Annotated in this window: 12 protein-coding genes; 1 reads left to right on the top strand and 11 read right to left on the bottom strand. The window is 46.5% G+C overall.

Features of this window, described 5'->3' with window-relative positions; translation table 11 throughout:
* Positions 1–35: 35 nt before the first annotated feature.
* The 5 genes from BN6539_RS15895 to BN6539_RS15875 form a co-directional block, all read right to left on the bottom strand.
* Complete coding sequence (locus BN6539_RS15895) at positions 36–1,079, bottom strand: zinc-dependent alcohol dehydrogenase (protein ID WP_242869425.1); 1,044 nt, start codon at positions 1,077–1,079, stop codon at positions 36–38.
* Positions 1,076–1,837 (bottom strand): SDR family NAD(P)-dependent oxidoreductase, encoded by a 762-nt coding sequence (locus BN6539_RS15890; RefSeq protein WP_067540778.1) that lies wholly within the window; start codon positions 1,835–1,837, stop codon positions 1,076–1,078. Before BN6539_RS15890 ends, BN6539_RS15895 begins: the two co-directional genes overlap by 4 nt.
* Positions 1,834–2,823: a C-terminal binding protein gene (locus BN6539_RS15885; RefSeq protein ID WP_067540775.1), complete on the bottom strand. Its 990-nt coding sequence runs from the start codon at positions 2,821–2,823 to the stop codon at positions 1,834–1,836. Before BN6539_RS15885 ends, BN6539_RS15890 begins: the two co-directional genes overlap by 4 nt.
* A gap of 312 nt (positions 2,824–3,135) precedes the next feature.
* Positions 3,136–4,113 carry an alpha-hydroxy-acid oxidizing protein gene (locus BN6539_RS15880; RefSeq protein WP_067540772.1) on the bottom strand — a complete coding sequence of 326 codons (978 nt, stop codon included), beginning with the start codon at positions 4,111–4,113 and terminating at the stop codon, positions 3,136–3,138.
* 74 nt (positions 4,114–4,187) lie between these two features.
* Positions 4,188–5,153: a sodium:calcium antiporter gene (locus BN6539_RS15875; protein ID WP_067540769.1), complete on the bottom strand. Its 966-nt coding sequence runs from the start codon at positions 5,151–5,153 to the stop codon at positions 4,188–4,190.
* A 185-nt stretch (positions 5,154–5,338) separates the two neighbouring features.
* Here BN6539_RS15875 and BN6539_RS15870 point away from each other — a divergent pair, with 185 nt between their 5' ends.
* Positions 5,339–6,283 (top strand): AEC family transporter, encoded by a 945-nt coding sequence (locus BN6539_RS15870; RefSeq protein WP_067540766.1) that lies wholly within the window; start codon positions 5,339–5,341, stop codon positions 6,281–6,283.
* Positions 6,284–6,351: 68 nt separating this feature from the next.
* Here the strand turns inward: BN6539_RS15870 and BN6539_RS15865 are convergent, their stop codons facing one another.
* The 6 genes from BN6539_RS15865 to BN6539_RS15840 all read right to left on the bottom strand — a co-directional run bounded on the left by BN6539_RS15865 (position 6,352) and on the right by BN6539_RS15840 (position 13,704).
* Positions 6,352–7,734, bottom strand: coding sequence for an acetyl-CoA hydrolase/transferase family protein (locus BN6539_RS15865; RefSeq protein WP_242869424.1), 1,383 nt, complete (start codon positions 7,732–7,734; stop codon positions 6,352–6,354).
* A 30-nt stretch (positions 7,735–7,764) separates the two neighbouring features.
* Positions 7,765–8,943 carry a thiolase family protein gene (locus BN6539_RS15860; protein WP_067540763.1) on the bottom strand — a complete coding sequence of 393 codons (1,179 nt, stop codon included), beginning with the start codon at positions 8,941–8,943 and terminating at the stop codon, positions 7,765–7,767.
* Positions 8,944–9,173: 230 nt separating this feature from the next.
* Positions 9,174–10,547, bottom strand: a complete 1,374-nt coding sequence (locus BN6539_RS15855) for a sigma-54 interaction domain-containing protein (RefSeq protein ID WP_187375516.1) — start codon at positions 10,545–10,547, stop codon at positions 9,174–9,176.
* Positions 10,548–10,585: 38 nt separating this feature from the next.
* The gene (locus BN6539_RS15850) at positions 10,586–11,905 is read right to left on the bottom strand and encodes a TRAP transporter large permease (protein ID WP_067540758.1); all 1,320 of its coding nucleotides are present in this window, start codon (positions 11,903–11,905) and stop codon (positions 10,586–10,588) included.
* Complete coding sequence (locus BN6539_RS15845; RefSeq protein WP_067540755.1) at positions 11,902–12,447, bottom strand: TRAP transporter small permease; 546 nt, start codon at positions 12,445–12,447, stop codon at positions 11,902–11,904. The genes BN6539_RS15850 and BN6539_RS15845 overlap by 4 nt, the downstream gene beginning before the upstream one ends.
* A 222-nt stretch (positions 12,448–12,669) precedes the next feature.
* Positions 12,670–13,704: a TRAP transporter substrate-binding protein gene (locus BN6539_RS15840; RefSeq protein ID WP_067540752.1), complete on the bottom strand. Its 1,035-nt coding sequence runs from the start codon at positions 13,702–13,704 to the stop codon at positions 12,670–12,672.
* Positions 13,705–13,825 lie beyond the last annotated feature (121 nt).

The raw sequence follows: 13,825 nt of genomic DNA, 5'->3' as shown, positions 1-13,825 counted from the left end.
AAATTATTTTCTTAAGCAAAATCGTTCTTATAGAACTATTGACATTGAAACAAAACTTTGATGGCATCGATTTCCTTGTTTTTAATCATTTTAAATGTGCCCGCAGCCTGATCTAATGGGATAACATGTGAAATCAGATGTTCCAGTTCCTCTTTGATTTCCACGGCATATTCTGCGGCACGTTCAAATTCCTGTCTGGAATAATCACGTGTGGCCACAAGGGTCTGCTCTTTAAAACTCAGTTCCGGCAAATTAAAGATATGCGGTTTTTTATGAATTCCCACCATACATATCGTGCCTTGCATCCTCGCAAGATTTGTCGCTTCATAGGCTGCAGGTTCCGTACCGCTGCACTCAAAGACAAAATCCATTCCATCACCGCCGGTCTGCCTGGAGAGGTACTCAGGTAAGTAGATGTCTCCGGAATTTACACAATGAAACCCCATCCCTCTGCAGAATTCTATCCGTCCCTCGTCAACATCGGAAAGGATAATCTTTGAAGCGCCGCTGCGTCGCAGGGCTAACGCTGTTAAAATGCCAATCGGTCCCGCACCCATGACCAAAGCATTGTCCAAAAAAGTGAATCCCGACTGATGTACTGCTCGTACGGCTACGGCAAAGGGCTCAATGAGCGCGGCCGCTTTATCTGGCAGCGTATCAGGAACCCTAACCAATTGCGTCTCGTCAACATTGGCGTATTCCGCCATTCCGCCGTCAAAATCGATGCCTGTGAGGCGCAGTGTCTGGCAGATGTAGGGGCGGCCGCTGCGGCAGGAAATACAGTGGCCACAGGAAATCAAAGGAAAAGGCACGACTCTGTCACCCTTACAAAATCCACCCTTGCTGTCGTTGATGTCTTCAATGACACCGACAAATTCATGTCCCGGAATCAATGGACCTTTGGCCCTCGGGTGATTTCCTGCATAGATACCCATATCACTGCCGCAGATTCCACAATATCTCACTTTAATCCTGACAAAACCAGGCTTTAGTTCCGGCATCTCCATTTCTTTTAGCTGAATGCTGCCCGGTGCTGTATATACCAATGCCTTCATCGTCTTTTCTCCTTTCTCAATCATCTTACCAGATATCCTCCATCGACAGGAATGACTGCGCCGTTAACATAGTCTGAACCTGCCGAAGCCAGAAAAATACAGACCCCTTTTACATCTTCCGCTGTGCCCCATCGACCCTGAGGAATCCGACTTCTGATTTCTTGATACCGCGGATTGGTTTCGTCTGTCAGCGCGGTGTTCATATCCGTCTCCATGTACCCCGGTGCAATACAATTGATGTTAATGCCTTTTGCCGCCAGGTCATTGCACATGGTTTTCGTGAACTGGGTCAGCCCGCCTTTGCTGGCAGCATAGGCCGGCACGGTCTGACCTCCAAAATAGGCCAGCATAGAAGAGATGTTGATGATCTTCCCTTTTCCCTGTTTTATCATCTGTTTCGCTGCCAGCTGGCAGAGGACAAAAGGCGCCGTCAAATTGACTGCCAGCACCGTGTCCCAATCCTCTTCTGTAAAAACTTCACTGGAATTCCGTCTCTGCACGCCAGCTGCATTGACCAGAATATCCAATCGTTGTCCCAGCATTTCCATCGCTTCGCGAAAGCCTTCTTCCAGATATGCTCTCCGCCTTAAATCCATTATCAGCCCATGGCAGACATAACCCTTCTCTCGAAATTCTTGGCAGACTGCATTTACATGCGCGTTGGTCCCACAGATGACCACTTCTGCCCCGGCTTCCATGAGGCCTTCCGCCATTCCTCGTCCCAGACCTCTAGTCCCGCCTGTTACAAGAGCTTTTTTGCCCGTTAAATCAAAACAGTTCATTTTTCTGCCTCAAACAGTGAGGCCAATTCTCGGTTTACAAGATTGCCTGGTATCTTTCCCTGCAGAACTCTGACCACATCTTCCGCCACTGTGGACTGCAGCTTTTTTTGAGATTCTGTGGAATACCACGCTGTATGAGGTGTAATCATCACATTGTCCATCTGCAAAAGCGGGCTGTCTTTTTGCGGAGGTTCTGTCTCAAGAACATCGAGTGCGGCAAATGCGATTTCCTGGTTCTGCAGAGCCCAAATCAGATCTTCCTCTTTGATGAGAGCGCCTCTGGCAACATTGATAATGGACGCGCTCGGTTTCATCATCTTAAAAGCTTCTTTATCAAACATATGCCGCGTTTCCTCTGTCAGGGGTGCGTGGATAGAGATGTAATCGGCTCCAGATAAAATCTCTTCCAAAGATTTAGGAAGGACCCCGTATGCAGCCATATCTTTTTCTGGAACGAACTTGTCAAAGACCCAGATTTGATCGCAGAAAGGTTTTATCTTATCAATGTATGCCCTGGCAATTCTGCCAAAGCTGATGACACCGATGACACTGTGTTCCAAGCTAGGTATTTTGATTCCCATGTGATACCATTCCCCCGCCTTGACTCTGGCGTTGAATTCCTGCGTTCTTCTTACGGTATCTAATAACATGGCCGCAGCATGGGTCGATACCTCGTCAGCACAATAGTCATTGACATTGGTGACACAGATGCCTTTTTTTGTCGCTTCAGCGATGTCAATGCCATCAATGCCGATCGCATACTTTGCAATCACTTTACAATGCTCCAGCGCGCCGATTACTTTTTTAGTAGCCTTTGCATACTGAATAATCAGTGCGTCGCAATCCTTCGCAATCTCGATAACCTGGTCTTCATCGCGAAGCTGGTAATCCAGCACTTCCACATCGCCAAGCTCTTGCAGAATCCGCAGCTCATTGTCGATATCTTCGTATTCTCTGTCTGTGATTACTACTTTGTATTTAGCCATAATATGATTCCTCTCTCTCTATTCAGAAATATACGAAAGATTATCGCAAAAGCCGTACCAACTTACCGCTCTTTTAAAAACAGAACGTCTCTCTTGCTTTTTCAGCAATCAGCCTCCTTTGAGACTGATTTTTTTGCATCTTCTTCGATGTTTATTTGCATCAAAATGTATTTCTGCATTTTTCCGTCCTTTGTGCTTCTAGCCCCCACTTTTAAATTCATGGGAAGTTATAAAAAACGCAATTTCCCATGAATTAAAAAAGGCTGCTACAGCAGCGACTTACAATCACTGCTGCAACAACCTTTCCAATTCTTATTTATATAGCATGTCTTTATTGATTTGATCCAAGCTGTATGCGCCGCACATGGCCATAGTATCAGCCAGCTCAGCCGAAATCTTGTCCACATAGGCTCTGACCCCGTCTGCCCCATCCTTGTATACTGCATTGACAAAAGGTCTGGCCATCAGCACCGCATCAGCTCCTAAAGCCAAGGCTTTGAATACGTCTACGCCGCTGCGCAGGCCCCCGTCGACAAAGATTTTCATGGAACCGTCCACAGCTTCTGCAATTTCTTCTAAAACCTCTGCCGTTGCCGGGCACTGATCGAGAACTCGTCCACCGTGATTAGAGACGACAATTCCTGCCGCACCGGCCACTTTTGCTTTCAGCGCCGCTTTTGGCGTCATGATGCCTTTTACGATAAAGGGCACGCCAGCATCTGCAATAATCTCTTTTAGTTCCTCTACCGACTTGCTGCCTGCAGGCGGCTGAAAGTTCTTCAGAAATGGAAGGCCCGCTGCATCGATATCCATCGCTACGGCAAAAGCGTCCGCCTCCTTTACGATTGCCATCTTTTCATCAATCATCGCCTTGTTCCAGGGCTTTATGGTCGGAACACCGCAGCCGTCAGCTGCCTTGATGGAAAGACCCGCAGCCTTCATCACTTCGGGATCCATGCCGTCTCCCGTAAATGCGGCTATTCCCTTCTCTTTACACGCCGGAACCAAAATATGATTATATTCCAGATCGTTATACTTGTCCCCATAATGCATATTTACCGCTCCGACTGGTCCTGCAAAGATTGGCGCTGCAAATTTCTTACCAAAGAGTTCCAATTGGATAGAAACGTCATGCCTTTCTGTCAGCGTATCCATGTTGACTCTGATCTCTTTCCATTTGTCGTAGTTTCTGATTGCCGTATCGCCTGTACCTTTTGCTCCCGGGCCTGGAATCTGGTTTTTACAGCCTTTTCCATTGCACTCGGGGCATACTTTACAAAATCCTTCCATGTTGTTACCTTCCCTTCTCGCTTATATAGGAAATATTGTTCGTTTTGATATGATCCGACGGTCAAAGACAACGCCTAGATTAACAGAAATGCCGCGTAACAGCAGATGATTCCCACTGAGCAGATTCCCTGCGTCGTTCTGTTCTTAAATCTCAGCATGATCCAGAATAACGGCGTCGCAACTAATCCAAAGACCAATAAGGCTATGGTCTTATCATCAGGCACCGCATATACGCCGCTGCCCAGAGACAGAACGTCGGCCACCGAAAGAATGATAAAATTGAATAAATTGCTGCCTACGATGTTACCCACCGCAATGTTGTAATTTCTCATCTTAAACAGCGTAATCGTTGATGCAAGCTCCGGCAATGAAGTTGCAATCCCCAGGAACAACGCGCCTGCCAATCCCTGACCTAAGTTCAGCTTCACCGATATCTGATCTGTGAGATAAGTAAGCATGATACTGAAAGCAATGATGCCCACACTAGCTAAGAAAAAGCGAAATCCAATCTGCTTGATGGAAAGCTTGGTTGACATGCTGGCATGATAATCAAGCGCGTCTTCATCTGTGTCCACGTCATTGGCAACGGCCAAATACTTCGCACCCAAGATGTATACCAGCAGAATTAATACAGAGGTAATACTCAGATTCAAAATTCTAACGTTGACAATATCCATAAAGTTCAACGCGATAAATATATAGATTAAGAAAACCAGAAACGCCACATTTCTGTAGCTTTTGGAAACTCTTCCTTTGGAAAATCCTTTAAAATAGAACAGGATAATCACAGAAATCGCCACCAGGTTAAATAAATCACTGCCCAGGATATTGCCCATGCACAGGCCCGGCCGATTTAAAAGCACGGTTGCTGAAATACTTGTAAACAGTTCCGGCAGAGAAGTGACAGCCGAAAGCATGATGCCTCCCAAAAAAGCGCCAGAAAGTTCTGTATTTTTGTCCAGCAAATCAATATAATTAGATGCTTTAATAGATAAAATAACCACAAATGCGGCAACCACCAGATATTCTAAATAAATCAATGATATACTCCTTCATCACTCGAAAATACTAAATAATAATTTATCATATATGCCAAAGAATGTCAATTCGCTGCATACGATTCAAATCTCCATTTTCTTAACTTCTACATAGAAACTTTATGGCTTTTCCCATGAAAATATGATATACTTTTTTTATTCCATGTTAATAAAAAGGACTTCAAATCATGTTCATAGTCTTCGGAAAAGTGTTTGCGATTTTCATCATGATATTTATCGGATTCCTCGCAAATAAAATAAAAATCTTATCCAATGAGGCGATTCCTCATATTACCAATCTTATGCTGTACGTCACCGCACCATGTATGGCTATTTCATCTATCTATTCTAAATCGCTTTCTGCGGACGTCATCGTTGCGACTGTGCAAACGATGGCAGGCGCTGTAATTTTTTTCACTGTCACCACCCTCTTCTCTGCTTTCATCGTCAAGATATTTAAATTTAAGCCGTCTGAAGACCGCGGCATGTTCATCGTTGCGATTGCCACCGTTAACAGCGGATTCATGGGTTTTCCCGTCACAAAAGCCATATTCGGCGGCGACATCTTTTATCTGATGGTCATGCACAATATCTTGCTCAACTTATACATGTACGGCGCTGTACCGCCCCTTTTGAATATCGGGGCAGAAACAAAACTTCATCCTAAGAAAATATTAAAATCCATGTGCAATATCTGTGTCATCGCAGTCATTGCAGGAATTATCATGCTGATACTGGGCATCAGGCCGCCTGCCGTGCTGGACGACGTGATCCAGTCACTCAGCGATGCCACCATCCCTCTGTCCATGCTGCTGGTCGGCATGCAGCTGGGCTCCAGCAACGTGAAAAACATTCTGAAGAACAAATACATTTTGCTGACAACTATAACAGCCATGCTGGTGATTCCGGCAATCACCTTTTTAATCGTAGACCAGATGGATTTCCTATACACCGATGTAAAGGCCGTCATGGTCTTTGCCTCTGCCTTTCCAACGGCAGTAGCGCCTGTAGCCATTGCAGAGCAGGAAGGAAAGAATAGCCGCACCCTGGCTGAAATTGTGTCCCTGACCACCTTCACGTCACTGATTACCATCCCGTTCATCGCCGTATTCCTCATGTCATATTATTACTAAATGAACAGCAAAGCTGCCGCTCTAGCAGATATTACTACTAGAGCGGCAGCTCTTTTTCTTGCCCTCTATCATGCGTTTACCACTTTGCTGGAAATCTTCCAAATCCCCATTTTCTTGGCCTCTTCTATGAGTTCTTCTCTAAAGTCAGGGTGGGCAATGGATACTAACAGCTCCGCTCTTTCGTAAGTGTTTCTGCCCTTCAGATTGACTGCTCCGTATTCCGTCACGATGTAATGGACTGCACTGCGGGGCGTAGATACGATGCTTCCCTTAGGCAGAACCGGCAAAATCAGAGACTCTTTTCTGCCGTCTTTCAGAGTTCTAGTCGACGGCGTGCAGAGAAAGCTCTTTCCACCCTTGGATTTAAAGGCTCCCATGACAAAGTCCAGCTGGCCGCCGGTGCCGCCGATATGCTGCAGCCCCGATGATTCGGAATTAACCTGCCCAAAGAGATCCACCTGCAGACAACTGTTGACAGAGATCATCTTCTCATTCTGGCTGATCACATCCACATCGTTGACGTAATCAACCGGCGCAACCTGCATCATCTGATTGTCGTCGATCCAGTCGTAAAGTTCCTTTGATCCCATGGCGAAGGTATAAGTCATTTTGCCCTGATTAATACACTTGTTGTTGGTCAGCTTACCTGCCTCAAACAGATGTAGGTACGCATCCACAAACATCTCTGTATGGCAGCTCAGGTCGTCGATATCGGATTCTGCGATGAGCTTTCCCACATAGTTTGGGAAGCCGCCAGTTCCCAGCTGCAGTGTGCTGCCGCTTTCGATGCGCGTTACGATGTGCTCCGCCATCTTTTTTTCCGCATCGCTGGCTTCTTTCGCGCTGATCGTAGGAAGGGGGCTGTTACTGCCTTCAACAATATAGTCAACCTGGTTGATGTTCAAATAATTTTCCCGGCCGTGATTCATCGGCATGTTTTGGTTGACCTCCACGATGATTTTTCTGCAGTTGCGAAGAACGCCCCAATACTCCGCCACCTGGGGTCCCAGGTTAAAATTTCCCGACGCATCCATTGGCGCGACCTGCAGCATGGCTACGTCAAAGGTTTCCCTGCATTCCTCATAGAATTTAGGATTTTCTCTGAATTGTACCGGCAGGAACCAGCAGTTTCCCGCCTTGTTCTGCTTCCTCTCTGTACCCGTTAAATGGGTGCTGCAATAGTGAAAGTGTTTCGCTCCCGGGTCCGCTTTCAGAATTTCCGGCGGCTCTTTGTAGCTCCACATCGTGGTGCAGACCGTAACACTGGTCAATTCTTCTGCTCTCTTCGCTAAGGCTCTTTCTAAATCAACTACCACTCCGCAGAAAAGGCCCAGGTGAATTTGATCACCCGATTTTACCACTTTTACCGCTTCATCTGCCGACACCAGTTTTGCTTCGTAGTCGTCCTGTATCTTCTCTGCAGGAGTCAGTCTCTTCATAATTGCACTCATTTTTCTTTTCCTTTCCATTTATCTTCGCGATCAGACCATCTCCACGATGATGGCAGTTCCCATTCCGCCGCCTGCGCAGAGGGTGGCCAGTCCATATCTTTGCTTTCTCTTCGCCAGTTCATGAATCAGCGTTACCACCAGCCGCGCGCCCGTAGCTCCAACTGGATGTCCCAAAGAAATACCGCTGCCGTTGACGTTGAGCTTCTCTTCTGGAATCCCCAGGGTTTTCTGACAGGCGATGCACTGTGCAGCAAAAGCTTCGTTTATCTCAAAGAGGTCGATGTCATCAATGGTAAGCCCCGCTTTTGCAAGGGCCTTCTGCGATGCGCTGATCGGCCCGATGCCCATCAGCTCCGGTTCTACCCCTGTAGTCGCAACAGACTGAATTCTCGCCATAATCGGCGCACCTGCTTCCTTTGCCTTTTCTTCTTCCATCAAAAGGATACCTGCCGCTGCATCATTCATTCCCGAGGCGTTACCGGCAGTCACCCTGCCGCCCTCTTTAAAGGCTGCTTTCAAATGGGACAGCGACTCCAAAGTGACATCTCTGCGAGGATATTCATCTGTATCATACACTTGATCCCCTTTCCTTCCCTTTACGGTTATGGGCACAATCTCCTCTTGAAATCTGCCGCCGTCAACGGCACGCACAGCCTTCTGCTGCGACTGGAAAGCAAAAGCGTCCATCTCTTCTCTCGTTACATGATATTCGTCGGCCACGTTCTCCGCCGTCATTCCCATGGCAGGGCCTGCGCCTAAATTTGTCAAAGAGTCCCACATAGAATCTCTCAGCTCCATATGTCCATACTTTTGCCCATATCTGGCATTGAAAACCATATGGGGAGCTGTGCTCATACTGTCAGCGCCTCCAGCCATGATGCAGTCTGCCTCGCCAGCTTTAATCTGGTAAAAGCCCAGCTGAACAGCGGACATAGAAGAAGTGCAGTTCCTATGTATGGTGATTCCCGGCACGCTGCTGGGAAGCCCCGCTTTTAAAGCGGCAACTCTGGCCAGATTATTTTCTTTGTAGGTTCGCTGATAATTACATCCCCATATGACATCGTCTATGGTCTCAGGATGAATCCCGGCTCTTTTGATTAGCTGCTGCATAACCGGAATCGATAAATCCAGGGAGGTAATGTCTTTAAACTGTCCTCCCATGGTGCCGATTGGCGTCCGGCACCCTGCTGTAATGACTACATTTCTCATGATGGTAATCTCCTTATTTCATTTGTTGTAACATATGTCTTAAGCAACAAGCATGCCAAACTCCTGCAAAGAAAAGACGGAAGGAAATCGTTGAAAAACAACGTTTTCCTTCCGTCTTTTGGATAAGCTGCCTGGACAGAACCACAGATTTTATGCAAGAATGCATACTTTCAGGGGAAATTATGCATTCTTGCAGGCATGCTTCAGCGGCACAAATTCTTCTGTATCTGTCATATGCCGTACTTATTCAGCTTTCTCGATATTGTCGATTGATTCACCTCCAGGGCTTCTGCCATCCTCTCTGTGGTTTTCCATTTTTCTCTGGCTTTGATCAGAAAGTCTTTTTCGAAAGTTTCCACTGCTTCTTTCAAAGTCTGTTCTCCATACCAGACTGCTTTTTGCTTTTTCCGCCACGGCAGAGTATCCCCATATAAGTAATCGTCGTCGCTGACAACGACCAGGTTTTCAATTACATTTTTCAGCTCACGTATATTTCCCGGCCATTCATAACGTTCCAGTTCTTTAATCAGGCTGTAGGTCAGCTTTTTCTTCTGACCGTAAAGGGTGTTGAACTGGTTTACGAATTTCGTTGCCAGCGGGACGACTTCGTCAATTCGTTCTCTGAGAGGAGGCACCTTCAGAGAAACGACATTGAGTCTGTAATAGAGGTCGTCACGGAAACGGCCTTCGCGGACTTCCCTTTCCAGATCCCGATTGGTAGCCGCTATAATCCTCACGTCGATGGGAATTTCTTCCCGCTGACCGATTCTCATGATTTTTCTCGATTCTAATACGCGCAAAAGCTTTACTTGCAGAGAAAGTTCCATCTCTCCGATTTCATCTAGAAAAATGACGCCGCGGTCTGCCTCTTCAAAGAGGCCTTTCTTTCCCCCTCTGATGGCGCCGGTAAAGGCACCCTCTACATAGCCGAAGAGCTCGGATTCCAGCAGATTGGCTGGAATCGCACCGCAGTTTATGACTACCATCGGTTTATCACAGCGGCTCTTGTCTTCTTTGTGTATGTACCTGGCGACCAGTTCTTTACCGGTACCGGACTCTCCCGTGATCAGAACCGTGGTGTTATAGGTACTGACTCGCTTTGCTACTTCATAGATATCCCGCATGCGATTGTTGATCACTACGGTATCATTGTCGATATCGATCAGTTCTCTATGAATGCCCATGCTCTTGAGATAGAGTTTTTCCATGGCCTGGGCTTCGCCAAGCTTCAGCTTGAGATGATTGATTTCCGAGATATCCCGCGTGTTCACAACCACTCTTTTCACTTCGTTCTTCTCATCGAAAATCGGCGTTCCTGTGACGCTGATGTGATTGCCGTTCTGGGTATCGTGCTCCATAGACATGGCGCAGCCGTTTTCTATGACGTCTAAGGCAATTGAACGCTTCATCCAAACCGGATTGATCAGTTCTCTCATATTGTGTCCTACGATTTCATCACGTCTGATTCCGGTATTGCGCGTATAGGATGAATTCGCCATCAGGCAGTTGCCATTGCCGTCAGTGACCATGATTCCATCGAAGGACGCTTCTAGTATCTCCTCCAGTTCACCTAACAAACATGCAGTGTCTTTGGTTCTCCCCATTTCCATTCTCCCCTTCCCGTAATCACACAGTGAAATGACTATCCTATCAAGTTCGGCAGCCACGTTGCAATAGCAGGACAATAGGTGGTAACCATCAGAACGCCGAAGGAGGCGATATAAAACGGTATCATGCTGGGCAGTACCTCATTCATGTTCATCTTTCCAACGCGGCAGCCTACAAACAAGTTTGCGGCAAATGGCGGCGTAATCATGCCGATTTCCAGATTCAAGAGCATGATGCCTGCAAAGTGAATCGGGTCAACCCCAAAGGAGGTAGCCACCGGAATCAGAATCGGACCGAGAAGCAGAATGCTGCTGTTGGTCTCCATAAACATGCCGACGATAATCAGTAAAACATTGAGAATCAACAGGAAGATGATTTTGCTGTCTGTAATCGAAAGCATGGCCTGTGTCAGCATAGCCGGAATTCTCGTATAGGTAATCATCGTTCCTGCGACAGTGGCAAACACGTTGAGCATAGCAATAGTCGACGAGCTGACTGCGCCATCGCTGAGCAGAGGAATCAGCTTCTTTTCCGGTCTGTAAACTTCTTTTTTCCTCACTTTCGTGACGAGGGGTTTTATCACCCAACCCACGATGAGACCATAAGCTACTGCTACAGCCCCGGCTTCTGTCGGCGTAAAGATACCGCCATAAATTCCATAGAAGATGATGACCGGCATCAGCAGCGCTGATAACGAATTCATAGTTTCTCTTCCAATATTGAAGATGTACTGATTGAATTGAAACGGTTCCTGGATCTTGGCAGTGGTTCTGCCGTATTTCATATAGTTGATGAAAATATAGCAGGCGCCGATGGCGATACCTGGCGTAACGGTGCAGAGCCAAACCTTCATCAGGTTTTCACCAGCCATCATGGAATAGAGGATTCCCGGAATGCTTGGCGGAATCAGGATGCCTAAAAAGCCGCAGGCGCTGATCAGCGCCGTCGCATATTTTTTCGCATATCCCGCTTTTTCCAGTTCAGGCAGCATCATGCCTCCGATGCCGGTAATGGTAGCAAGCGATGATCCCGTAATAGCTCCGAAGAGCATACAGGTTACGATGGTGACCGCGCCGGCGGCCCCTCTGATTCTGCCGAAGATGGCGTTGGCAAACCGCATGATGGCAGAGGATATACCCGAGGCAGACATCAGATCTCCAGCAAAGATAAATGCTGGAATTGCCAGAAAGGTAAAAATGTTGATGGACCGGAACATGGACTGTGCAATGGCCACCGTCGAGCCGCCGGCTAATATCAACGTCAAAATAGCTCCGATTCCCATCGCAAAGGGGATCGGCACCCTGATTAAGGCCAACAACAAGAAAATCAATAAGAAAATACCCAAATACATCATAGTCCTGCACCTTCCTTTCCAAGTCTTTTGATTTCGATAACTTTTTCAATGCCGTTCAAAAAACTGTGAATACCCATCATGATACAGGAGATCGACACAGGAAGGCACATGACCCACATGGGCCATTCGTTGGATGTGGTGATCTGTTTCTTCACTTCAATGTCAATATTGTAAGTGACCATCCACACCGTGAGGATTGTCCAAAAGACAAGTCCGACAATGCAGGCGAAGATGTCTATGACGTCTTGGACCTTGGCCGCAGTGATTTCATTTTTAATCGCCGCTCTGATGACATTTGGCAAGATGTCGATACAGATATGGGAATTTTCTCGCACAGCAACGGCTGCTCCCAGAAAACTGACGCCGATATACGTATATCTTACCAATTCTTCGGCCCACGCTAAGGGCCAGTCAAAACAATATCTGCAAATTACCTGTATGACAAGCAGCGCCAACATGATTGAAAAAACAATCCATGTCAGAGTTTTTTCGACAGCGCAGATTCTGTCATTGACCTTTGTAACAATACTTTTATTTTCCATGTTAATAATTCCTTTCTATGCGCTTTTGTTACAGTGAAAAGCAATTTCTGTGCCAGGTATGAGAAAACGCTGTAAATACACAAAATCGAACATTTTTATCTATGCGTTGTCACGTGACGATGCAGCTTGCTATGCATTTTCGCATTGCCGCTTACCTTCTCTTGAAAAAAAGAGGTGCAGGTTATCCTGCACCCATAAGTGATATTCTCTTATCATCCACTGTTATTTTAGGCCAGCGTCTTTCAGAATCTTCTCCACTGCATCCTGGTCAAAGTTTGCAGTGATTTCTTTGTCCTGCCATACTTTATAAGCAGCATCTCTCATGTCTTTGTCCAATTGGTCAGATACCTCGATTACTTCGCAGCCTTCTTTTTCCATCTTCTTGGTCATATCCTCAACATCTTTTCTGATCAGAGTGATGATATTGTCGCACATATCCGTCGAGCACTTTTGCAGGATTTCCTGCTGTTCCTCTGTCAAAGAATCCCATTTGTCAGCATTGAACACTAATACTGCCGCTGCAAAGGAGTGATTTGATTTTACCCAGTACTTGTTGAACTGATGTAATCCGTTGGTGTAGCTCAGTACAGGACCATTGTCCTGTCCGTCTACAGTACCCTGTTGGAGAGCAGACGGCAGTTCGGTAAAGGCCATGGAAGTAGGTGTTGCGCCCAGGTTTTCAAAGAAAGACAAGAACATCTTTGATTCTGGCGTTCTGATCTTCATACCTTTCATGTCAGCTCCGCTCTTGATTTCCCGTTTAGAATTTGATATCCATCTGAAATCACAGTCTGTCAGACCCAACAGCTTAAATCCCTCTCCTTCCATATCCTTTTTGATGGTTTCTCCCACCCATCCGTCGTAGATGAGGTCGTCAACCTGTTCATAGCTGTTGATAAAGTAAGGAAGGTTTACAAACCCCATCTTGCTTACCACTGCGTCTGCTCCCACAGTGGAGCCCAGGTACATGTCCAGGGAGCCGTTCTGCACAGCTTCGGCGTGATCTTTGTCAGAGCCGTTAACGCCGCCAAATTCAATTGAAATTTCAATGCTTCCATTGGATTCCTCCTCTACAGCCTTTGCAAATTTTTCCGCAGCCTTATACCAGGCGTGGGTTGTACCCTGTGTAGATCCGAAGTGAATGACCAGCTTTTCACCATCTCCGCCGCCGGAGGTAGATTTTCCGCATCCTGTAAAGGCCAGCGGCATAGCGCCGATCAAAACTACAGATAGTAATACGGTTAAGATTTTTTTCATTTTTCTTGTTCCTTTCTCTCAAATTTTACAATAACATTCCACCGATAACTTACGTCGTTGTACAAAGCAATTATCATGCCAATGAATTCCAATTTCATTGCCCCGTTACTAAGTGTTGGAA

The sequence above is a fragment of the Emergencia timonensis genome (assembly GCF_900086585.1).
Taxonomy (GTDB): Bacteria; Bacillota; Clostridia; order Peptostreptococcales; family Anaerovoracaceae; genus Senimuribacter; species Senimuribacter timonensis.
This window is presented reverse-complemented; position numbering and strand designations above follow the sequence as displayed.